Annotated in this window: 14 protein-coding genes; 7 read left to right on the top strand and 7 right to left on the bottom strand. The window is 61.3% G+C overall.

All coding sequences use genetic code 11. The annotated features are described in order from the left end of the window. Nucleotides 1-241: 241 nt before the first annotated feature. Nucleotides 242-4,366, top strand: a complete 4,125-nt coding sequence (locus JX292_RS04415; RefSeq protein ID WP_204862331.1) for a DEAD/DEAH box helicase — start codon at nucleotides 242-244, stop codon at nucleotides 4,364-4,366. A gap of 160 nt (nucleotides 4,367-4,526) precedes the next feature. Then, entirely contained in the window at nucleotides 4,527-5,363 is an 837-nt protein-coding gene (locus tag JX292_RS04410; protein WP_204861923.1) for an aldo/keto reductase, read from the top strand. Nucleotides 5,364-5,565: 202 nt separating this feature from the next. On the opposite strand, the gene JX292_RS04405 is transcribed toward JX292_RS04410, so the two are convergent. Next, the gene (locus tag JX292_RS04405) at nucleotides 5,566-8,049 is read right to left on the bottom strand and encodes a helix-hairpin-helix domain-containing protein (protein ID WP_204861921.1); all 2,484 of its coding nucleotides are present in this window, start codon (nucleotides 8,047-8,049) and stop codon (nucleotides 5,566-5,568) included. 350 nt (nucleotides 8,050-8,399) lie between these two features. Here JX292_RS04405 and JX292_RS04400 point away from each other — a divergent pair, with 350 nt between their 5' ends. Continuing rightward, the gene (locus JX292_RS04400; RefSeq protein ID WP_204861920.1) at nucleotides 8,400-9,920 is read left to right on the top strand and encodes a dehydrogenase; all 1,521 of its coding nucleotides are present in this window, start codon (nucleotides 8,400-8,402) and stop codon (nucleotides 9,918-9,920) included. A 130-nt stretch (nucleotides 9,921-10,050) separates the two neighbouring features. On the opposite strand, the gene JX292_RS04395 is transcribed toward JX292_RS04400, so the two are convergent. Together JX292_RS04395 and JX292_RS04390 are read right to left on the bottom strand one after the other, a co-directional pair. Continuing rightward, the gene (locus JX292_RS04395; RefSeq protein WP_430538709.1) at nucleotides 10,051-11,565 is read right to left on the bottom strand and encodes an amino acid permease; all 1,515 of its coding nucleotides are present in this window, start codon (nucleotides 11,563-11,565) and stop codon (nucleotides 10,051-10,053) included. A gap of 378 nt (nucleotides 11,566-11,943) precedes the next feature. Further along, nucleotides 11,944-13,413: an amino acid permease gene (locus JX292_RS04390; protein ID WP_204861915.1), complete on the bottom strand. Its 1,470-nt coding sequence runs from the start codon at nucleotides 13,411-13,413 to the stop codon at nucleotides 11,944-11,946. Nucleotides 13,414-13,891: 478 nt separating this feature from the next. Between JX292_RS04390 and JX292_RS04385 the strand changes: the two genes are divergently transcribed. Continuing rightward, nucleotides 13,892-14,290 (top strand): hypothetical protein, encoded by a 399-nt coding sequence (locus JX292_RS04385; protein ID WP_204861913.1) that lies wholly within the window; start codon nucleotides 13,892-13,894, stop codon nucleotides 14,288-14,290. A gap of 170 nt (nucleotides 14,291-14,460) precedes the next feature. Then, a complete protein-coding gene (gene trmB / locus JX292_RS04380; RefSeq protein ID WP_204861911.1) occupies nucleotides 14,461-15,267 on the top strand; it encodes a tRNA (guanosine(46)-N7)-methyltransferase TrmB in 807 nt (268 codons plus the stop codon). A 253-nt stretch (nucleotides 15,268-15,520) separates the two neighbouring features. On the opposite strand, the gene JX292_RS04375 is transcribed toward trmB, so the two are convergent. From JX292_RS04375 to dnaK, 4 genes are all read right to left on the bottom strand, one after another. Then, the gene (locus tag JX292_RS04375) at nucleotides 15,521-15,991 is read right to left on the bottom strand and encodes a heat shock protein transcriptional repressor HspR (protein ID WP_204861909.1); all 471 of its coding nucleotides are present in this window, start codon (nucleotides 15,989-15,991) and stop codon (nucleotides 15,521-15,523) included. A gap of 3 nt (nucleotides 15,992-15,994) precedes the next feature. Then, complete coding sequence (locus JX292_RS04370) at nucleotides 15,995-16,990, bottom strand: DnaJ domain-containing protein (RefSeq protein ID WP_204861907.1); 996 nt, start codon at nucleotides 16,988-16,990, stop codon at nucleotides 15,995-15,997. 324 nt (nucleotides 16,991-17,314) lie between these two features. Then, entirely contained in the window at nucleotides 17,315-17,893 is a 579-nt protein-coding gene (locus JX292_RS04365; protein WP_204861902.1) for a nucleotide exchange factor GrpE, read from the bottom strand. Between the two features lie 2 nt (nucleotides 17,894-17,895). Further along, the gene (gene dnaK / locus JX292_RS04360) at nucleotides 17,896-19,728 is read right to left on the bottom strand and encodes a molecular chaperone DnaK (protein ID WP_204861901.1); all 1,833 of its coding nucleotides are present in this window, start codon (nucleotides 19,726-19,728) and stop codon (nucleotides 17,896-17,898) included. 757 nt (nucleotides 19,729-20,485) lie between these two features. Between dnaK and JX292_RS04355 the strand changes: the two genes are divergently transcribed. Next, the gene (locus JX292_RS04355) at nucleotides 20,486-22,096 is read left to right on the top strand and encodes a hypothetical protein (protein WP_204861886.1); all 1,611 of its coding nucleotides are present in this window, start codon (nucleotides 20,486-20,488) and stop codon (nucleotides 22,094-22,096) included. 159 nt (nucleotides 22,097-22,255) lie between these two features. Then, a complete protein-coding gene (locus tag JX292_RS04350) occupies nucleotides 22,256-23,905 on the top strand; it encodes a pentapeptide repeat-containing protein (protein WP_204861884.1) in 1,650 nt (549 codons plus the stop codon). Nucleotides 23,906-23,999: the final 94 nt, after the last annotated feature.

The following is a 23,999-nucleotide window of genomic DNA, read 5'->3' as shown; positions in this document are numbered from 1 at the left end:
TTCACAAAAGATTCAGGTCACATGTATTTTTGCTTATCAGACCATTTGCAACTGTTCCAAGGTAATCTCGACGCGTAATATTTGACCCTCAGCAGTTCCCTGTCCCCCACCTTTCCGGGAGCGCGCCGACCGGCCGCGCGCGGGGCACTGCGGCCACCTCCACCGTGTTCAAATCACCGCGCACCCCCCGGATGCGCGCGGTCAGGCGGCGGTGACCACCCGCCGGGCGGCACCTCACCCGATGCGAGATAATGGGCAGGTGCCCAACAACCCTTTCCCCGAAATCCCGATCACCGTACCCCAAATCATTCGACAGGTCGGCCACCGCACCTACCAGCGCGGGGCCACCTACCAGCGTAACCGCGAGGTCGTGCGCTACAGCTACGACGAGGACAGTAGCACCCTCACCGGGCTCGTCAACGGAAGCACCCTCGTGCCCTACGAGGTGACGATTCGATTCTTTCCCCCGCGCGCTGGGTCTGCCGCCTTCGCGGCCCGATGCACCTGCCCGGTCGTCAGCAATTGCAAGCACGCCGTGGCGCTCATGCTCACCGCACTGGACCGCGCCTCCGTGGCCGGCAGGGCCCTCACACCGCAGGCCATCGGCCCGCTCGACAGCGGCGGCCGCGGAACCAAAAATCGGGGGGCGAAGGACGCCCCCGCAACCGAGGCCACCGGCTCCGAAACAACAGGCACCGAAACGACCGACCCAGAAGCGAGCGCGGCGGAGGTTCCGGGCACCGAACCGCAAGACCCACTCGCGGCGCTGCGCGCCTCCGGGGCCCTGACCGTGGCCTCACGCCTGCCGAGCCCCGGCTCCACCGAGGTCACCCCGACCGGGCGAGAGAATCAAGAGGATGCGGAAAGCTTCGACTTCGATTCCCTCGGCGGAGACTCCCTCCCCTCGGGCAACACCCGGGAGGCGGCACCCGCCTCCAAGATTTCGACCTGGCGCAAAAACCTCTCCTCGGTCCTTTCCGCACGTCAGGACCTTTCCGGCATCGATTCGCTACGGGTCAGCGGCGCGCTCGACCTCTCAATGAGCGTCTCAGGATCCTACGCGCGCGGCCGCAACATGCCCGGAGCGACCCCGGCCATCAATCTGCTCGCGCGCCCGCTCATGCGCTCCAAAACCGGTCGCTGGGTCAAGGGCGGCCTTACCTGGGATACCTTCGCCTCGAGCGTGGGCGGGCCGATTGGCCGCCACGATATCTACCCTGAGCACGAGCGTTTCTTTGCCGAGCTCTACTCAATTGCCCGCCCCTGGCAGAACATGTATTCCTCGCACCGCGACTGGATTTCGCTCAGCGCCGCGGGCTCTGCCCTGCTCTGGGATGTACTCGCACGGGCCGAGGAAATCGGTCTGCCCCTGCTCGTTAACGGGCGCGAGGTGGAGTACGCCATTCTGCCGCCCGCGCGGGTACGCCTGCGCGCAGCCACCCTACCCAAGGGCTCCGAGGAGGGCCGGGACGGGGGCCTGCTTCTCGAGGCCGCGCTGAGCTGGGAGGGGCGCGAGGGCGAGCTTCTGCGCCAACTCTGGCTTCCGGCCGCTCATTGCCACCCCACGGGCACGCCCCGCATCGGCTTCTTCGCGCTCGGCGGGCTCGCACAGCAGGAGTACGAGCAGGCCGCCAAGGCTGTGCACTGGAAGACCGCCCGGCCGGGCGCGCTGGATGAAGTGGGGCGCGAATCATTTGTGCAGAAGAGCGAGCAGGATGCGCCAACTGAGGAAGCCGAGAATAGCGTACCGACGATTGCCCCAATACAGGGTGAGCGGGCGCGCTACTCCCCCGCGGTCCCGAACCTGCCCGAGGGCGTGGAGCTGGCGCTCATCCCCCTGGTCGAGCCGCTCGACGCCGCCTCCGAGGCACTCATCTCGGCGGGAACCGTCGAGATTCCCGCCGCCGAACGTCCCGCGTTCCAGCGCGATTTTCTGCCGGCGCTCAGCCGCTCCGTACCCGCTCTCACCCCCGACCCGGCCCTGGCCCTGCCCGCCGTCACCCCACCGCGCCTGGTGCTCGAGCTGACCTTCAACGAGGAGGTGCGTCACGACGCGCAGCTGGGCTGGCACTGGGAGTACCCCCTCAATCCCTTCGATGCCGACCCCGAGCACGAATCCGGCGTTCAGCACCTGCCGGCCTTCGGGTACCCCGGCGAGGAGGGCGGCGAGGTACGCGACGAGCGCTTTGAGGCCCGCGTGTTGCGCTCGGTGCGCGCGGTGCTGGCCGCGCATCCGGCCCTGGCTAGCCTGGAGGAACGCCGCATCGAGGGCTGGGAAACCCGCGAACTGCTGAGTGCCGTACTGCCGAAGCTGCGCCGCATTTCCGCCGTTCGGGTGCGCTTCAACGGCACCCCACCCGAGTTCGTGGAGGCAACCGACGCGCTCATCGAGGTGACCGTCACCGAGGGCAATTCGCGCGACTGGTTCGGGCTGGGCATCGCGGTGAAGGTGAATAACTGGACCGTGCCCTTCGCCCAGATTTTTGAGGCGCTGGACCGGGGCGCGGACCGTATTCTGCTCGGTAACGGCACCTACTTCTCGCTGCGTCGACCCGAGTTTAAGACCCTGCGCACCCTCATTGCGGAGGCTCGCGAACTCGACGACGCGGGCGGCGAGCTGCGCATCAACCGGCACCAGGCCGGACTGTTCTCGGAGCTGGAATCACTGGCGGCGAGCGTGCAGACCACCCGCCGCTGGGACGAGCAGGTGCGTTCCCTGCTGGCGCTCGTGGAGGCCTCCGAGGCTCGCAAAGCCGACCCCGCAGAGGGCGAGGACAAGCCCGCGACAAGCGCCGATGTCCACGGCAAGCGTAACGAGCGGGGCTCGGCACGCTCGAGCCTGAACCGGGAGTACCCGGTGCCCGCGAGCCTGCGCGCCACCCTGCGCCCCTACCAGGTGGAGGGCTACCGCTGGCTCACCTTCCTCTACGAACACCGCATGGGCGGCATCCTCGCCGACGACATGGGCCTGGGCAAAACCGTGCAGGCCCTCGCCCTGCTCGCCCACGCGATCGAGGAGCACAGCACCGCGGCTCCCGGCGAGCCGTTCGCGCCCTTCCTCGTGGTCGCGCCAACCTCCGTCATCGCCAACTGGGCGGCGGAGGCTGAGCGTTTCCTACCCGAGGCGAAGGTCGTGACCATTACCGAAACTACCGCGGGCAAGACCCCGCTGGCCGAACGCGTGGCCGGGGCGCACCTGGTGCTGACCAGCTACACGCTACTGCGCATGGACGAGGACGCGTACGTCTCCTACGCGGCCGGGCTCGGCTCGGAGGAGGGCCCGGGCGGCGAAACCCCCGGCTGGGGTGCGCTCCTGCTGGACGAGGCGCAATTCGTCAAAAATACCGGCACCCGCGCCTGGTCCATCGCCCGCGCCATGCCCGTGCGCACCAAGATTGCCATGACCGGCACTCCCCTGGAGAACAACCTCATGGAGCTGTGGGCTCTGTTGGCCATCGTGGCGGACGGGCTGTTCCCCTCCGCCCGCGCGTTCCGTGACCTGTACGCTCGCCCGGCCGAATCCGGCGAGGATCCGGCGCACGCGGCCGCCACGACCGCCCGCCTGCGCCAGCGCATCCGCCCGCTCATGCTGCGCCGCACCAAGGAGCTGGTGGCGGCGGAGCTTCCGGCGAAGAACGATGTGCGCGTGAACCTGCCGCTCTCCCCCGGTCACCGCCGCATCTACGACACGCACCTGCAGCGCGAGCGTCAGAAGGTGCTGGGTCTGCTGGAGGACATGGACAAGAACCGTTTCACGATCTTCCAGTCGCTGACGCTGCTGCGCCGCCTGGCCCTGGATGCCGCGCTCATCGACCCGGATGCCTACGAGGGCGTCACCTCGGCGAAGCGCGAGTACCTGGTGGAGCGGCTACCCGAGCTGCTGGCCGACGGGCACCGCGTGCTGGTGTTCAGCCAGTTCACCGGTTACCTGAAGAGCATCGCCCGGGCCCTGGGCGAGAAGGGTATCGACCACCTGTACCTGGACGGTTCGACCCGCAACCGCGCCGAGGTCATTGAGGCGTTCCGTTCCGGGGCCGCGCCGGTGTTCCTGATTTCGCTAAAGGCCGGCGGTTTCGGCCTGAACCTAACCGAGGCGGATCACGTGTTCATCATGGATCCGTGGTGGAACCCGGCCGCCGAGCAGCAGGCCGTGGACCGTATTCACCGCATCGGCCAGGAGCGGGAGGTGCACGTGTACCGGCTGGTCGCCGAGGGCACGATCGAAGAGAAGGTCATGCAGCTGAAGGCCTCGAAGGCCGCGCTCTTCGATGCGGTGGTCGGCGAGGGCGAGTTCGCCTCCGCGGCGGTCACGGCCGAGGATGTGCGCGCGCTCTTCGCGCTACCGGAGGAGAAAGACGCGGGATAGCGGCGGCCCTACGTGGGTTGCCGTCATGATTCTTCGCATCGTTAAGCTCGAGGCACAACCGGCTCGTCTTCGCCTCGGCCGCGGGCGTAGCATAGAGAACCAATGAACCCGCGGAGGCCCCGCCTCCCCGCAGAAATCAACGAGAAATCGAAGGAGCACCATGAGCTACAACGTACCGAACGTAACGTTCAATGACGGTCGAACTATCCCGCAGCTGGGCTACGGTGTGTGGCAGGTTGAGGATGAGGTCGCCGAGAAGGTTGTGGGCACCGCCCTGCAGATCGGCTACCGCCACGTTGACACCGCCGCCATCTACGGCAACGAGGCGGGTGTGGGCCGCGCCATCGCCACCTCCGATGTGGCTCGCGAGGATATCTTCCTCACCACCAAGCTGTGGAACTCTGACCAGGGCTACGAGAATGCCGTCGAGGCGTTCGACGCTTCCCTGAAGAAGCTGGGCACCGACTACGTTGACCTGTACCTGATTCACTGGGCTAAGCCGCAGCAGGGCCTGTACCTGGATTCTTGGCGCGCGCTGATTGAGCTGCAGAAGCAGGGTAAGGTCCGCTCCATTGGTGTTTCGAACTTCCCCGAGGAGCAGCTGCGCGAGATCATCGAGGAGACCGGCGTGGTTCCGGCTATCCACCAGATTGAGCTGCACCCCTACTTCTCACAGGAGGCGTTGCGCGCCGTGCACGCCGAGTACGGCATCGTGACCGAGGCGTGGAGCCCGCTGGGCAACGGCAGCGACCTGCTACAGAACCCCGTGCTGGCTGAGATTGCGGAGCGCCACGGCGCAACCCCCGCGCAGGTCGTGCTGGCGTGGCACCTGGCTAAGGGCACCGTGGCGATTCCGAAGTCCGTGACCCCCTCGCGCATTGAGGAGAACCTGGCCTCGGTGAACGTGACGCTGACCGCCGAGGACATTGCGGCTGTGGATGCTTTGTCCACCCCCGAGGGTCGCATTGGTCCTGACCCGGCGAATATTGACTTCTAAGGTGTAGCCGGGGCGTATAGCTCGAAACACACCTCAATAAAGCCCCGACAGGCACGGATGATGTTTGTCGGGGCTTTTGCGCGCCCTTACGACGCGGCTTTTCGGGCTTTGGGAGACCGGCTTTAGCGAACGCTCATTCTCGGATTGGCTGGCCTTCCGGCGAGCGCTCGGCAACTAGCTTTCACCCGTCAGTTTTTGCCGGCTAGCTCTCGTCCTCCACCAGCAGGGAGAGGGAGATGCGGCGGCGCGCCGAGTCAACCTCCACCACGCGCACCTGCACGATGTCGCCGCTGCGCACAATGTCATGCGGGTTTGCCACGTAGCCGCGGCTCATCTGCGAGATGTGCACGAGACCGTCCTGGTGCACGCCAATATCCACGAACGCGCCGAATGCCGCCACATTCGAGACGGTACCCTCGAGCACCATGCCGGGGCGCACGTCCTCAAAACGCGAGACGGATTCGGAGAAGCGTGCGGTGCGGAAGCTACCGCGCGGGTCCAGGCCGGGGCGGCACAGCTCGGTGAAGATGTCCTGCACCGTGTACACGCCGGCGGTTCCCTCCTCCGCGCCGTCCTGTCCGCCGTTCTGCACGTAGTCGGCGGGGTTTAACCCGGCGAGCGGGTCGCTACCGTCCGAGGTGCCCAGGGCGCCGGCAACCCAGTGGGCGCCGTTGCGGGCCTGCGCATCGGCAATAATGCGGCGCGCGAGCGGGTAGGCCTCCGGGTGCACCGCGGAGGCGTCCAGCGGCTCCTCGCCGCCGCGGATGCGGATGAACCCCGCCGCCTGGCGGAAGGTCTTCGCGCCCAGTCGCGGCACGTCCAGCAACTGCTGACGGTTCGTGAAGGGGCCGTGCTCGGTGCGGTAGTCGACGATGCGTTCGGCGGTCGCGGTCCCCACACCCGCCACGTGCGCGAGCAGCGGCACGGAGGCGCTGTTGAGGTTCACGCCCACGGCGTTCACACAGTCTTCGACGGTGTCGTTGAGGGCGCGGCGCAGGGCGGCCGGCGGCACGTCGTGCTGGTACTGGCCCACGCCGATGGACTGCGGGTCGATCTTGACGAGCTCGGCGAGCGGGTCCTGCAGGCGGCGCGCGATGGAGACGGCGCCGCGCACGGTCACGTCGTAGTCGGGCAGCTCGGCGGCGGCCAGGGCCGAGGCGGAGTAAACGGATGCGCCTGCCTCCGAAACGGTCACCTTCTGGGGTGCTTCTACGCCTTCCTCGCGCAGGGCGCGAATCAGTTCGCTGGCGAGCTTGTCGGTTTCGCGGCTTGCGGTGCCGTTACCGATGGCGATGAGCTCCACGCGCTCCTCGCGGCAGGCGGCGGCGAGTTCGCTCAGCGCCTCCGCCCACTGATTGCGCGGGGCGTGCGGGTAGACGGTGCCGGTGCGCAGGGGCTCACCCATTTCGTCGACGACGGCGTACTTCACGCCGTGGCGCAGGCCGGGGTCCAGGCTGAGGGTGCGGCGGTGCCCGGCGGGCGCGGCGAGCAGAATATCGCGCAGGTTGGAGGCGAACACCTCGGTGGCGTTCTGCGCGGCGGTATCGAGCAGGCGGTGGCGGATGCGTTCGGCAAGCCGTGGGCGCAGGTGGCTGCGCCAGGCGGTGCGCACGGTGGCGGCAAGCCAGCCAAGCACGCGGTCTTCGTTGTCGACGGTGTTGAGCACCTGCACGGGGATGCGTAGTGCGGCGGCGACTTCACGCTCGTATGCAGAACGTACGTTCTCGTAGTTTTCGGCGGCGGCTTCTGCCTCGGCGCGAGCGGCACCGCGCAGACGGCTAAGCGCCACGGGGGCGGGTGCCACATCCACCTTCAGGCGCACCACGCCGGCATCCTTGGCGCGGTGCAGGGCCAGCACGCGGTGCGCCGGGATAGAGCGAATACGGTCCGAGAAGGCGAAATAGTCGGAGAACTTCGCGCCGGGACTTTCCTGACCGGCAATCACGCGGGACTCAATCACACCGCCCTCACGCAGGCGGGTCAAGAGCTTCTCACCGAGCACCGGGTCGGTGAGGGCACGGTCGATCAGAATCGCGCGGGCACCCTCAAGGGCCTCCTCGGCCGTGCGGATGGGTAGTGTCTCCTCTCCGTCCGCGCGGGCCTCGGCAATCTCCTCGTCGGTGGTGATGTAGGCGGCGGCGATGGCGTACGCATCGGCGAGGGGCACCTCCAGCAAATCCTCGACGAGGGAGTCGAGCCCAGCGGCGCGCGCCAGCTGCGCGCGGGTTACGCGCTCGCTGCGGTACGGGGCGTAGAGGGCGTTCACGTCTGCCACGGTGGCGGCGTTCATGAGCGAGGAACGCAGTTGCAGCAGGGTGAGCGGGTCGATGAGTCCTTCGTCGGCGCGCGCGGTGAGCGCCTCAAGCACGCGGGTACGGCGCTCCTCGAGGGCGCGTAGCTGGCTCAGGCGGGTCTGGATGGCGCGCAGCTGGGTGTCGGTGAGCGCGCCCGTCGCTTCTTTGCGGTAGCGGGCGATGAAGGGTACGGAGTTGTCGGCGTCGAGCAGTGCCACGGCGGCGCGGATGCGGTGCGGGGCGATGCCGAGCTCTGCGGCAAGTACCGCGACGAGGTGCGAGGAAGGGGCCTGCCCGTCACGGTCCTGTCGGCTACGGTTCGGTTCGGGGTGCGACTCGTTGGCGGATGCGCCGCGCGGCGCGATACTGCTCGGGAGGGGGTGTTCGCTCATCCTTCCAGTTTCGCATATTTCGCCGACTCTCCGGGAGCCGAGTCAGCGGAGGTTGCTGCAGAGCCCACTCACATGCAGAGATGGGGCTGTTCTGCATCTTTTGGGGGCATCGTGCCGCTGTCCGTGTCATCTTTTGGTTAGTTGAGTGATTATTGGCCCCGCCGCTTGAACACGTACATACCGTTCACTTATTTTTGAAATAAAAGGATACATTTTTTAAAATTTTTCTCGCTTTTATGCAGATTGGGGGCGGTATCACCGCCCGCACGACCTATTCTGCCCGCAGAAATATAGGGTGCGACGGCACGGTACGACGATGCGCCGCCCGCCTGCAGAAGAAAGAGGGATTCATGCGCGAACATACCGCGCTAGCCGACGCCCCCGAGGGCTACTTAGATTTTCACAACGAGTACGCGGAGCTCATCGCCGAACTTGCCGCCCTGGGGCTAACCCCCACCCAGGTTTTCCGCCACCTCAGCTTTCTATACCCGCGCATCAACAAGACGCACCTCGACTACGCTCTGAACTCCGGAATCTGGCAGTTCGGCCCGGTCACCGCCGCCGCCCCGAATTACATGGTGCTCGCGTGCGGCCTCTGGTACGCCTTCGCGGAGGCCTACGACCTGGCTCCCGAGCCAGAGTACTCGGCCCTCTTTCTCGAATGTGACATAATCCATGACCTGCCCCCGGCGCTAGAGGCCCGCCGATTCACCGGCGAAGACATAGCTCTTATCCTGGCAAAAATTGGCGCGGCCCTGAAGTACCTCGCCGAACACCCCTATGCCCAGTTGGAAGAGGAAACCTACGCGCAGACCCTCGAAGAGTTGACGCAACGCGGCACCGAAGACAACAGGCTATACGCGTTACTGGCCACCAGCATGCAAGGCGACTCCGCCTGGCCTGCCCCCGCACAGACTCTAAGCGACCAGCTCGGTGACGGCGGCTGGTCCCTTGCCATGCTCCGCACCGGCATCTGCCCAACGGAAGCACTGGAACAGGGCTGGCATATTGATGCCGCCGCTGTCCCTAAGGATTTTGCTGCCAAGACCCTGAGCCTGTTCCTCAGCTATTGCGCCCGATACGACCGCGAGCCGACAGTTCTGAATTACGGTTACTGGTCGACCATCCCCACGCTCATGGGCGAGGTTCCGCTCCTGGGCTCGGTGCGCGCTAAGTACGGATCCTGGCAGGTGGCCTTGCACCGCGGCCGCGCTCAGATTGCCCGCGAACTACTCCTGTGGACGAGGGAGGAGGCTAAAGCTACCGCGGCCGAGCTAGACACCACTAGGGACGTAGAACTTCTCGACGCTGAACTAGACGCCACCGAAGAATCACCCACAAACGCTGTAGAAGACCCCTCGGAGGACACCCCCGCAGAGCCAACGCGACTCAGCGCCCGCGAACTCACCGAACACGGCATCGGCGTGGTACAAACCGCCCACACCGACCTGGCCGCATACCACCGCGCCCAGTGGGAGCAGGCGGTAGAGGTCTTCGGCGAGCGCCTAGCGCAGCTACCCTGGAGCCGCCGCCTAGGCACCTACTACTTCTTCGACGGCCCAACCCTCGAAGAGGCCGACCCAACCCCCGTGGTGACGGTCTTCCGCTCCCCCACCGGCTTCCTCTGCGAACTTGAAACCACCACCGAGGCGCTCCCCGCCTTCAACCCCGAGTTTCTGCAACAGCACGGCTGGAGGCGACCGGTACCGGCGCATCCTCGCTGGAACCTGCACGTGCTCGACCCGCTGGAGGCCGCCTCCGCCGTCGTTGAGGCGATGCGTTGCGGCTGCGGCTGCGAACGCTGGGATTTCTACCGCACCGATGACACCGAGGAGCCGCTGACGGAAGAGGCGGAAGCCGCCTCCCTCTAAAAGGCCGCCTTCTCTGCGCCCCGAGGATTCCCTAAATCAGGGATCCTACAGATGACAAAAGCCCGCGTCCTCCACCCCCCCAAGGAGTAGGAGACGCGGGCTTTACGCCTGCGCGGGTAGCCAGTAAGGCCTAGCGTGCCGAGAAGATTTCGGACGCCTCCACAATCGCAATCTGTGCGGTGCGGGTCGAAATCGCCTGTTCTCGGCGAGCATCAGCGCGGCGCTTGAAGAACCAGCCAATACCAAGAATCGCGAACCAGACCGGCATGGCGAGCAGACCCAAGAGGGTTTCTTCGTCCATGGTCAGAACACCAATGGTGAAGGCGAAGAATGCCAGCGTCAACCATGCCGAGAACAGACCACCGGGGAGGCGGAAGTGCGACTTCTCGTGGCGTGCCGGGAACTTCTTGCGGTACATCAGGTAGCTGACCATAATCATGGTCCACGCAAAAATCACCAGAACCGCCGCCACGGTGGTGACCAGGTTGAAGGCGCGGGAGATGGAGTCACCGGCGTAGAGCAGCACGAGGGATGACAATAGCATCACCGCGGAGAGGAACAGGGCGTTACGCGGCACACCAGCCTTGGAAACCTTGCCCAGGAACGCGGGGGCGCTACGTTCGCGGGCCAGGCCAAAGGCCATGCGCGAGGTCGAGAAAATACCGGAGTTCGCCGAGGAGGTTGCGCTGGTAATCACCACGAAGTTGATGATGTGCGCGGCGATACCCAAGCCCGCCAGGGTGAACATGGCCACGAAGGGGCTCTTATCGGGGCTGACGAGGCGCCAGGGGGTAACCATCAGGATGGTGACGAGCGCACCCACGTAGAAGACCATAATACGTACCGGCACGGCGTTGATTGCCCTGGGCAGGGTCTTTTCGGGGTCCTGGGTTTCTGCGGCGGTGGTACCGACCAGCTCGGAGCCCATGAACGCGAAGACGGCAATCTGGAATGCGCCGAGGAAGCCGATGAAGTGGTTCGGGAACATGCCGCCGTCATTCCAGAGGTTTGCGACGGATGCCTGCGCGCCGCTGGGTGAGGTGAAGCCGATAGCGACCATGGCGCCACCAACAATAATCAGGGCAACGATGGCGACGATCTTAATCATGGAGAACCAGAATTCGATTTCGCCGAAGTTCTTCACGGACACCAGGTTCAGGGTCAGCAGAACGCCGATGACGGCGAGGGCCGGTATCCAGGCTTGCAGGTCGGGCCACCACAGACGCAGGTAGCCGACGATTGCGATGATGTCCGCAACGGCGGTCACCACCCACATGAACCAGTACGACCATCCGAGGAAGAAACCGGCCATAGGGCCGCACAGGTCGGTGGTGAAGTCCGAGAAGGACTTGTAGTGCAGGTTCGACAGCAGGATTTCACCCATGGCACGCAGTACCAGGAAGATGACGGCGCCGATGAGCAGGTACACAAAAATGACGGAGGGACCAGCCACGGAGATGGCTCGGCCGGATCCCATGAAAAGGCCGGTGCCGATGGCACCGCCGATGGCGATGAGCTGAATATGTCGGTTGCTCAGACCGCGGTGCAGGCGCTCCGCCTGTTCGGGAACTTCGGGGGTGACGGCGGCTTGGTTGTGCTCGGTCACGACGTCCTCTTTTCTGCGGATAGGCCCCGTAGCGTACATGGTGCACGGCGAATGTGAAACTTTTGCGGTATCCGACAGTCTTCGCGTATAGATATGCAACCATTGTTCATGCGGGGTAGCCCCGGCTTTCGGGGCGAACGATGCGCTCAACCCTGATTTGCACCGCATTCGGGGTGAGTTCGAACATCACCCAATGCGACGACCTCTGGGAGCTTTCACATCTATTTGGATAGATATTCTACACGCTTTGAATGAAGAATGACATATTTTTCGCCTCTTGGTGTGTCGCAAATCTATCGCGCAAGTCACCATATCGCCTTTGTTGGGGGCCAATAAACGCAGAAAAACCTTGCCCCCGCATCCAGAATGAATACGGGGGCAAGGCGTAAAGACAGCGATGAGATGCGGCGACGCAGACTACTTCTGAGCGGCTCCTTCAGACGCCTCGGCGCGAGCGCGCTTCGCCGCATGGTGGCGAGTCAGAATCTCATAGCCAATACCCAAAGCGATGAACCAGACGGGGCTCAGCGCCAGACCAATACCGGTATCCGGGTACAGACTCAGGGCGTACAGCATGACAGCAAAGAAGACCAGGCCAAACCAGCTCATACCGATACCCCAGGGCATCTTGTACTGGGATGCTGCGTGGCGCTCGGGGAACTTCTTGCGGTACACCAGGTACGAAACAAGAATCATGCTCCAGGTGAAGATACCCATAATCGAGGCCACGGAGGTCACCACGGTGAACGCCTCCATAATGCCGTTGCCCGCATACAGCATGACCAGGCTGAACAGTAGCAGCACGGTGGTCAGGTACAGAGCGTTGGCGGGCACACCGTTCTTGGTGAGCTTACCCAAAGCGGAGGGGGCCGCACCGTCATGCGCCAGACCGTACACCATGCGAGAGGTCGAGAAAATACCAGAGTTCGCCGAGGACGCCGCAGAGGTCAGCACCACGAAGTTCACCAGCGACGCGGCAATACCAATACCCGCCAGGGAGAACATGCCAACGAAGGGGCTCATCGACTTATCCAGCTTATCCCAGGGGGTCACGGCCAGGATGGTCAGCAGCGGCACAGCATAGAAGAGCGCAATGCGGAAGGGCACAGCGTTAATAGCCTTGGGCAGGGTGCGCTCGGGGTGCTTGGTTTCAGCCACAGCCGTACCAACGAGCTCGGCGCCCACGAAGGCGAAGAGTGCAATCTGGAAGGAACCTAGGAAGCCGGTCACACCCTGGGTAAAGATACCGCTACCGGAGGGGCCGGGGTGATCCCACAGGTGCCGCAGAGATGCGGTGGTGCCATCGGGGCTGGTGAAGCTGAATGCCACCATGAGTGCACCAACAATAATGAGTGCGACAATGGCGACGATCTTAATGACGGCAAACCAGAATTCGATTTCGCCGAAGTTCTTCACCGAGGGCAGGTTCAGCAGTAGTAGTGCCACGATGACTACGAGTGCCGGGATGAATTTGGGCAAGCCCGGTAGCCAGTATTGCACGTAGCCGGTAATCGCGATGACGTCCGCAATGCCGGTGACCACCCAGAAGAACCAGTACGACCAGCCGACGAAGAATCCGGCACGCAGGCCGAGAATGTCGGTAATGAAGTCGGTAAAGGACTTGTACTTAGGGTTTGAAAGCAGAATCTCACCCATGGCACGCAAAACAAAGTAGATAACGCTGCCGATAATCGCATAGACAAAGACGATAGACGGGCCAGTCAGGGCGATAGTCTTCGCCGAGCCGAGGAAGAGGCCGGTACCAATGGCGCCGCCGATGGCAATCAGCTGGATGTGTCGGTAGCTGAGTCCGCGCTGGAGCTTGGAGTGCTCTGCTTCGGAGTCTAGGCCGGTGACGGAGTTATGCGGCGTTGGCTGCTGTGTCACGTATTCCTCTTTTCTGCGTCGGTTCGCCCTGGTGATATCTCGGGGCAATTCCGGGTGGCTGGTATTCACGCATATTCCTGAACGGGGCGCAAGGCGAACCACCTCGCATTGATGTGGTCTGCGTGGCGTGCTCGGGCAGGCGAACTCTGATGGCACAGGTCTGCCTGGGACTTGTATCACCAGTGAGGAATATGCAGAGAATGCATAATCTCAAATTTTACCCCCTCGTATCCACGCAAGCACACAGAACCCAACAGGAGCAGAATTTTGAGACGCAGCACGCCTCTGAAAAGCCACGAGGTTTCACCTAATGCAGGCTCTGCATCACCCTCGCCCTTTGACCTGCGAGCTATTTCCGGGGTTTCAAAAATTAAGAAACTTTACAAAGAAAACTTTACAATGCAATAGATTAGGGTTACAGTAGTAACCATTCAAACAAAAACCTAACCGACCAACCGAAGAACAGAAGGACACAACAATGAGCAAGTTCTCCAACGTAGCACTCCGTCTCACCGCCGGCGCACTCATCCTCGACGCAGGCGTCAAGAAGCTCACAGCAGACGAAGGCACCTACGCCTTCCTGCAGCAGATGGCGGCAACCGGTGTTCCCGCCGTCGCTAAGCTGGATGCAGCAACCTTCGGCAAGCTCATCTCCGGCGCAGAGACCGCCCTCGGCGCGACCCTGCTGACCCCCTTCATCCCCGCGCGCCTGGCGGGCGCAGGCCTGACCGCATTCGCGGCAAACCTGATGACCATGTACTTCCGCAACCCGGACATGCACGACAAGTACTTCCGCCCCACCCAGGACGGCCAGCAGCTCGCAAACAACATCGTGATGCTCGGCGCAGGCCTGGCCCTGCTGGGTTCCAAGAAGTAAGGCCCTCCTCTTCACTCACTCCTCAAGCAACCTCTCTTTAGCGCGGTGGGAATCATCCGGTTCCCGCCGCGCTTTTGCATGCGCGCCGGATTTCCACACGTCACAGACCGGCGCACACCCGACCGTCCTGAAACCGCACAGTACAGCGGCCCTGCGCTATTCTTTTAGGTATGTCTACTGAGAACACGCAGCCTAGCCAGGCACCCGAATCCACCGAAGAGAAGGCCAAGAAGCCGGTTCCCGAGGAATTCTTCCGCCAGCCCTACTCCTTCGTCCGCCGCGGCGACCGCCTCACCGCGCGCCGCCAGAAGGCGTGGGACACCTACTCCCCCACCCACGTACTGGACATTCCGCGCCTGCGCACCGACACCTCCGTCGCGCCCGAGGCGACCTTCGACCCGGTTAAGATTTACGGCCGTGAGGCGTACCAGGTCGTCGAGATTGGTTCCGGTCTGGGTGAGGCAATCGTGCACCGCGCCACCGAGATGCCCGAGGCGAACTTCCTCGCCGTTGAGGTGTACACCCCCGGCATCGCGGACCTGCTGCTGAAGATGGGCAACGCCGGCGTGGAAAATGTGCGTGTGGCTCAGGCGAACGCGCCCGAACTGCTCGACAACATGCTTGAGGAGAACTCCGTGGACGAGCTGTGGGTATTCTTCCCGGACCCCTGGCACAAGTCCCGCCACCACAAGCGCCGCCTGGTGTCCCCGGCATTCGCTGATAAGGTTGCGCGCGTGCTCAAGCCCGGCGGTATTTGGCGTCTGGCGACTGACTGGGAGGAGTACGCCCTGGTCATGCGTGAGGTTCTGGAGGCGCACCCCGACTTTGAGAACGTTTACCCCGGCGCCGGTGCGACCGAGGAGGATCCGCTGGGTGGTTGGGCTCCGCGTTGGGAGGGTCGTACCCTCACCAGCTTTGAGCGTAAGGCTCAGGAGGCGGGCCGCCGCGCGCACGACCTGACTTACCGCCGCAAGTAAGCAAGGCAGCGCCGGCATCAGTTGGCGCAGCTTAGCGCGGGTTAGCGCGAATATACGTAAAGCAGGTGAGGCTCCCCGATCATTCGGGGAGCCTCACCTGCTTGTATGTGGGCCTGAGTGCACGCGGACGGGGGTCTACCCAGCTCCGAGCCGCATGACGCTAAGACGCACAAGCCTCTATGGGCGGCTGACCAGCTCAAATGAACTAGAAGCGAGCTAGTACAGCCGTGCCGTTTATCCCAGTGTAACCGGCTTAGCGCTGTTCCCGGTACAGCACCACCGCCGAGGAACGCTGACGCGCCGCCGGGCGGGTACCGCGGGCAATATGCACCACGTCGCCACTGGTACCGGCGGCGAACACACGCTCCGCCATGCCCAGCTTCACCTTCGCGTCCTCAACCTGACGGTGCAACGCTGCAATCTGGCCCTTCTGCTCCTCCACAAGGGACTCCAGCTCAATAATGCGGCGAATACCCTCCAGAGAGACACCCTCCTGAGAGAGCTGCTGAATCTGCTGCAGACGGTTCACGTCACGCTGCGAGTAGCGGCGCGCCTTACCGGGCGCACGCGAGGGCTGAACCAGGCCGATGCGGTCGTACTGGCGCAGGGTCTGCGGGTGCATACCCGCCAGCTCAGCCGCCACCGAAATCACGAAGACCGGAAGGTCTACGCTGTGTAGCGGCTCGCTACGACGAGACTTCGATGATGATTCTCGAGCTGCCATGGTTTACTTCGCCTTCTTCAGCAAATCTTCGCGGGGGTTCTCCTGCGGCGCGAGCTTGACGAACTGGTCGAATGCTTCCTGTGCTTCTGCACTCAGCTTGGTGGGCAGAACAATCTCCGGGATGACCATCAGGTCGCCGTCGCCACCCTTAGCCTTGAAGCCGCGGCCCTTGGCGCGCAGTCGGCGGCCGACCTGGCCGGGTGCCAGGCGCAACTTCACGGTGGATGCGTCAGGCAGGGGCACCTCGATAACGGCGCCGTCAACGGCCTCGGCGAGGGTGACGGGGGCGCGCATGATCAGGTTGTTGCCCTCGCGGGAGTACACGGAATCCTCCGAGACTCGCACGGTGACCTTCAGGTCGGTGCCGTGCAGGCCCTTGCCGCGCAGACGCACCTTCTGGCCGTCCTTGATGCCGGCGGGGATGCGTGCCTCGGTGTGGGAGCCATCCGGTAGGAACACGGTTACGTTTGCGCCGGTGTAAGCCTGGGCCAGGGTAATGCGGGTGCTGGTGGTGCTCTCTTCGGGGGCCGCGTGCTGTGCGCCGCCGAAGCCGCCGCCTCCCATGCCGCCAAAGTCGGCGCTGGTGAAGCCTGCGGAGCGACGACGACGGCTACCGCCGGTGCTTCCACCGAACAGGCCGCCGAGCAGGTCGTCAATGTTGATGTTGGCGCTGGTGCCGCTGCGGAATCCGCCGAAGGCGTCCGCGCCGGGGTATCCGCCGCCAAAGCCGCCACCACCGAAGCCGCCCGCACCCATACCCGATGCGCCGTAGCGGCGAATCTGGTCGTATTCTTCGCGTTGCTTCTTGTCGGAGAGCACGTCGTAGGCTTCGGAGATTTCCTTGAACTTCTTCTCTGCCTGCTTGTCGTCGGGGTTTAGGTCGGGGTGGTACTTGCGGGAGAGCTTGCGATACGCCTTCTTGATGTCGCTTTCGCTTGCGTCTTCGCTCACGCCCAGGGTCTTATAAAAGTCGTCGGTTAGCCAGTTTTCGCTTGCCATGTGTTTGCTTCTCCTCTCGTGGTGATGCGCCGCCCTCCTCGGTTACGGGACGGCTAGCAGGGCACCACGTTCTTGTCTTAATGCTCTATATAAAAGTTTAGTCTACTTGACTCAATTTTGGAAGAGGGTGAGCTAAAAATAGTGCTATCACAAGCCCCTTCACCGCACCGCAACTCGCTACAGTCCCGACAGACAACCCGAGTAAATCAGCCCAGGCAAAACGGCCCAGGCAGAACAGCTTAGACAAACAACAGGGCGGGCGCTCCCCCGTCTGGGAGAGCGCCCGCCCGTCGTTAGTTATTCAGCTGATGCTGACCGGTCACCTTACGGTGCGACGGCCACAGCCACCTGAGCGGTACGAACCACGCGGTCGTTCACGCGGTAACCGTAACGCAGAACCATGGAGATGTGGTCCTCAGCCACCTCGTCGGTGGGTTGCTGGAGCACTGCTTCGTGGATGTTCGGGTCGAAGGCGTCGCCTACTTCACCGAAGCGCTCCACGCCCTGCTTGCCGAGCAGCTCTTCGAGCTTAGCGGCGATGGAGGCGAAGGGGCCTTCCTGCAGGTCGCCGTGCTTGCGTGCGGCGTCGATATCGTCGAGCACCGGCAGCAGCGCGGTCACCAGTTCACTGGTTACGAAGCCTCGCAACTGCTCCTTTTCGCGGGCGGTGCGGTTCTTGAAGTTAGTGAACTCGGCCTGCAGGCGAAGCAGGGAGTCCAGGCGCTCGGCGGCGAGTGCCGCATCAGCGGATTCTGCTTCTACAGCGTCCTGGAGCTCAGCCTCGACGGCTTCCGCAGCTTCCTCGGGGCTTTCGGCCGATTCAGCTTCGGGGTGGCCTTCCGCTGCGGGGGCGTTGAACGCCTCCTCCAGCGGGTCGGGGGTGGTGTTTTCCTGCTCAGCCATGATTACTTCTTCTCGTCTTCGTCGATGACCTCGGCGTCGACAACGTCCTCGTCAGCGGCGGGCTTGGACTCGGAAGCGTCAGCCTGTGCTGCTGCGTAGAGTGCCTCGCCCAGCTTGGACTGGGATGCCTGCAGCTTCTCGAATGCGGACTTCACTGCTGCGTCGTCGTCGCCCTCGAGTGCCTTCTTCAGCTCGTCGACGTCGCCCTGTACGGAGGTCTTGACGTCCTCGGGCAGCTTGTCGCCGTTCTCCTTCAGGAGCTTCTCGACGGAGTATGCGACGGACTCAGCTGCGTTGCGGGTGTCAGCAGCCTCGCGGCGTGCCTTATCCTGCTCTGCGTGTGCTTCTGCGTCCTTGACCATGCGGTCGATGTCGTCCTTGGAGAGGGAGGTACCGCCGGTGATGGTCATGGACTGCTCAGCGCCGGTGCCCTTGTCCTTTGCGGAGACGTGGACGATGCCGTTTGCGTCGATGTCGAAGGTGACCTCAATCTGGGGCACGCCGCGCGGTGCGGGGGCGATGCCGGTCAGTTCGAAGGTACCCAGGTTCTTGTTGTCGCGAGTGAACTCACGCTCGCCCTGGAAGACCTGAATGGTCACGGAGGGCTGGTTGTCCTCTGCGGTGGTGAAGGTCTCGGAACGCTTGGTCGGGATTGCGGTGTTGCGCTCGATCAGCTTGGTCATCACGCCGCCCTTGGTCTCGATACCGAGGGAGAGGGGGGTGACGTCGATCAGCAGAACGTCCTTACGGTCACCCTTCAGCACGCCTGCCTGCAGGGCTGCACCCATTGCCACGACCTCGTCGGGGTTCACGCCCTTGTTGGGCTCGCGGCCGGTGAGCTCCTTGACGAGCTCGGAGACGGCGGGCATACGGGTGGAGCCACCAACCAGGATGACCTCGGAAATCTCGGAGATGGTCACGCCTGCTTCCTTGATGACGTCGAGCACGGGCTTCTTGGTGCGCTCGAGCAGGTCGCGGGTCAGTTCCTCGAACTTTGCGCGGGTCAGCTTCTCATCCAGGTGGATGGGGCCTTCGGGGGTCACGGACAGGTACTGCAGGGAGATGTTGGTGCTAGAAGCGCTGGACAGCTCCTTCTTAGCCTGCTCAGCTGCTTCCTGCAGACGCTGCAGAGCAATCTTGTCCTTGGACAGGTCAGCGCCGGTGTTTGCCTTCACCTGTGCGAGCAGCCACTCGACAACGCGGTGGTCCCAGTCGTCACCACCGAGGCGGTTGTCACCGCTGGTTGCGCGAACCTGAATGGTGGAGAAGCCGTCGTCGTCCTTGCCGACTTCCAGCAGGGAGACGTCGAAGGTACCGCCACCGAGGTCGAAGACCAGGATGAGCTCGTCTTCCTTACCCTTGTCCAGGCCGTATGCGAGTGCTGCGGCGGTGGGCTCGTTGACGATACGCAGGACGTTCAGGCCTGCGATCTCGCCGGCTTCCTTGGTTGCCTGACGCTCAGCGTCGTTGAAGTATGCGGGGACGGTGATGACGGCGTCGGTGACAGTGTCGTTCAGGAATGCCTCTGCGTCGCCCTTCAGCTTCATGAGGATACGAGCGGAGATTTCCTGCGGGGTGTACTTCTTGCCGTCAATCTCGGTGGTCCAGTCGGTACCCATGTGGCGCTTGACGGAGGAGATGGTGCGGTCGACGTTGGTCACTGCCTGACGCTTTGCAACGCTACCGACCAGAACTTCGCCGTCCTTGGAGAATGCGACGACGGAGGGGGTGGTGCGGGTACCCTCTGCGTTAGCGATGACGACGGGGTCGCCACCTTCCAGTGCTGCTACGACCGAGTTGGTGGTACCGAGGTCAATACCTACTGCACGTGCCATATTTGATTCACTCCTTAGGTGTTAGTGCCCCGCTTCTTCTAATGCGAGGCGGGTTAGTTTGAAATTTTCGGAGGCGGTTGGTGCTGCGCGTGCCGTCCCGTGTGGGGTGGTCTGCGCGGCTCCTTGAGCCTCATGTACTCAAGTATGCACTCCCCCAGCTGGGGTGTCAATAGAGTTGAGCGAACTTTACTCAACTTTTTTATGTGGAGGGGCGTGAGGGTTGGGTTTTTCGGGGTTCCGAGGCGGTGTTTTGCGGGCGATTTTGGGGCTGCGACGAGGCGCGAATGGGCAGTTTTGCCGCGGAATTCCGGGGTTTTTGGGTGGCGCGAGGGTGCGGAGCGGCGATTCAGCGCACGGCGGACAGTGTTGAGCCGCCGGGGCGAAAAAATTTTTAAAAAAGGGGGGAAAAGGGGGCGAAAAACCCAAAAAATTGAGGTGCGAGAGGTGCCGGGAGGTGGTGCAGGGGCACCTTATATAGGGTGTGTGGGGTGATTTTTGGGTCTGGAAACTAGACCTCTAGCAGCGTTGCTAGGGGTGCACTTCGCGCAGGTGCCTCAGCTGCAGGCACCCACCCGAGATCCCGGGGGTTTGTTCCTCTTGTATATAGAGGATCTGTTCGCAAACTCCATTGCTCACTTTATGGGACATCTCTGCCTGTCCGGTCCGTAATTCCCTAACCTTCACCTATGGCTTGAGGCTACCCGCCTGCCGTATGCTGGTTAGGACCATATCCTCTCAAAGTAGACAGGAGAACCTCATGCCCACACAAAAAGCCTCACTACAGAAAACCTCGAATAAATTTCACAGACCCTTCATAAGTAGAATTCACAGACCCTCCCGTTCACCTCAGAAGACACATTTACTCTGCAGGCCAGAAAATAATATAGACTGGAGACTCTCATCAATCGCTACAGCATTAACTTTAGGGATTATATATATTAATATCTCTCGCTTTAGAATCCCTTTTGATATTTCAACACTTATTGTATTCATCTTAACCCCTTTTGCTCTATGCATAATTTTCCCAAAAACTATTTTTTTGATTTGGAAAGTTTTTAAAAAACATCTAGATAAAATCGATATAAATATTAATACTATTACACAGGCCGTGAATTCTTTCTTCGCCCCTCTATTTGCCTACTTATCAGCAATCACAGTCCTTGGTGAACCCGAAATCCCTAGCACCTATTATCTCCTTATAATATTATTTACCCTAATACCCCTTCTGCCTACATTAGCATATACTTTCTATCGAAAAATCCACAAACTAGAGAATCAATCAATCAACAAAGACTTTCTTAATAAAGAAAAAATACAATCTCAAACCCCATTCGAAAAGCTTAAATCCGCATCACAATCAGTACCAATAATTATTGCAATATCCTTCACGTTTATATTAATTCAAAATATAATGTTGATGGACCGCGACATCGGTCTTGCGTTTCATCTCACGGCAACTGAATTTGCGTACGCTAAATACGAGTGGATTTCTTTTGTGTTTATGCTAGCGCTTATATTCTATTCTGCTTTTCTTCCTCCTTTAGCCCTGTCCATCCTATATAGAGGCTTCAGACTAATCCAAAACAGCCACCCTTTTGAATCTCTAAGAAACTCCATTATTCGTCTTATGAAAAAACAGCCCCTCATACCCATAAGCGATTCATCAACCGATACACAGAAATTTATCCGCGTTCTTACAGTAATTCCATACCATCTTATTACAGTTCTATTAATTATAATCATTGAAGCCATATTTGTCATTATCCTGGGATTACAAAATTCGCCACCCGTATTCATGTGCATTCTAGCATTTTCAGCCATGGCATACTTAAATGCAAGCATATATATGCTCTCAAGAAAGTCAGCCAACCCTGCAAAAGTAAAAAAAATATTATACTCATCATGTCTCAAGGTCCTATTGTTTTTTGCCATAATATCCTCAGTCTTATTTAACAAGCATACGATTATTTCATCCATAGAAAACTCGTCCTTCCTAGGCAAAGCCATTTCATCCCCCTCTGTAATTCACAACACCTCTGAAAATGCACGGTTTTCATGCGCTTTTCTGGATAAGCCCAACTCATCTGAATCTATTGCGTTTGGCATTATTGTATCTTCAAAAGACTCATCGATACATATATTTTCACCTTCACGCGATGAATCTACAGGAAAATACACACACCCAGCGGAAGATGGAAATCGATATCTAAACAAACTCGTTGAAACTCATGTAAAAATATCAGAAGGATACCATGTTGAAAAATTTAATAAATCAAAACATTGGTATAACTCAAATAGTGGAAAATGTGTATATATAAATACGTCACCTTTCTATGTCTCTTCCTTTCCTTTGGGACAGAATGAGTGAAAGATAATCTCGAAACTGAGAATATTCTATAAATTAGTAAGCTCCGCCTGCACATCCCGTGCAGGCGGGGCTTTTTCTTTTACCCAGGGCGAGCGCCAGGGTGAGGCTCTCCCCTATGCTGGATATAAGCCAGCACCGGAGCAGGAAGGACACACCACCATGAACCTCAACAAACTCTTCACCGCGCTACGGCAATGCAAAAACACCCCGGAACGCATCCAGCAGAGGCAGGCCAAGCGGCACGAACGCTACACGCACGCCCTCGAACAATTCCTCGACGGACACCAGCCCGCCGTACGCCTCGGCGGGGCGTACACGCTCGTAAACCTCGCGGACGGATGGCTCACCGACACTTCCCTCCCCGAGCAGGTACGCCGTGAAGAAGCCCAGACCATTATCGACGCGCTGACCGGGTGCATCCGCGCGCCCTACCCCCTCGCGCAGAAACGGCAAGTCCTAGAAGCAGACGAGGCCCCCGAAGGGTACGAAGGTAACTTCGCGCGCGATCAGGTGGCACTACGCGAGGAGCAGTTAGTGCGCCGCACAGTCTTCATGGAGTTCAGCCGCCGCCTCGCCGCCGCCGAAAGCAGCAAGGCAGGCTATAAGAAGAGCCAGCGCACGCTACCGCCAATATCGCCGACGTGGTCTGATTTGCGCTTCGACTTTAGCGGTGCACCCATCTTCTACCCGCTACGGCAGCTGCACTTCCAGAACGCCGATTTCGCCTCCGCAACCTTCTACGGTCCGGCGGATTTCTTCGGCGCAACCTTCCGCGGTGACACCAGCTTTTCCGCGGCACAGTTCACGGCCGACGCATCCTTCCATGGCGCGAACTTCAACGACTGGGTGGGGTTCAGCGCCGCACACTTCGCGGGCGCGGCAGAATTCGGCGGGGCACGTTTTGCGGACGCGGCAAGCTTCGCAACCGTGACCTTCACCGGCGAGGTTGACTTCTCAGATGTGGTCTTCTCAGCTGCGGCCGACTTCGGGGTAGCTTCCTTCGAGTCCGACGCCGACTTCTCACGCTTAAACACCGCAGGCATAGCCAGCTTCGCGGCGGTCACCTTCGGCGGAGAGGCAGTATTTACCGCCTCCACGTTCCACGATGAGGCACACTTCGCCGCGTCGGTCTTCAACCGCCCGGCGGTGTTCTCCAAGTCGCTGTTCGGCGGGGCCGCACGCTTTGCTGGTATAGCCACCAAGCAGACCGCAGTGTTCAGCAACGTACGCTTTGCGAGCGCGGCGGACTTTAGCGGGGCGACCTTCACGCAGTACGCGGATTTTAGTGGGGCGCGGTTCGACGGCGACGCCATGTTCAGCCGGTCGAGTTTTTTTGCGGTTATAAGGACGAGCTATGACATGGACTTCCCGCAGTACGCGAACTTCGCTAACGCGGCATTCGCGCAGGGCGCCGACTTTAGTAAGGCGACATTCACGGCATTTGTCGGCTTCGGTAGGGCGACGTTCGCGGGGGTGGTGAGCTTTAACGGGGCGAACTTTGCGGGAGCCTACTTTGCGGATGCGAAGTTCAGTCAGAAGGCTGATTTTAGGCAGACTAGATTCGCGTACGCTGAGCCGTCTTTTTGGGACTCGGAGGGTCAACAGAAGAGTGCCCGGTTCTCGGTGCAAGCGGATCCGCAGGGTTACTTGTTCGAGGTGCGCCCGGAGAGCCCGCACGGTTTCAGCTGCGGCGAGGCGCAGCTTCTTAATAGAACGTTCGTTCTCCCTATTGGCGCTGTGCTATACGACCCGGATTCCTGGGACGAAGAGAAGCAGGACTACACCCGCATCAGTGAGCCTGCGCAGTAAAACCTAGCTCTCCCCCGCCGTCGGGGAAGCTCCCACAGACCCCGCCCGTGCATCCAGCTCTGGCGGGGTCTTCGTGTATGCCCGCAATATATAC

This window comes from Rothia mucilaginosa (assembly GCF_901875305.1).
GTDB lineage: Bacteria > Actinomycetota > Actinomycetes > Actinomycetales > Micrococcaceae > Rothia.
The sequence above is the reverse complement of the archived record's forward strand: the minus strand, read 5'-3'. Positions and strand labels throughout refer to the sequence as shown.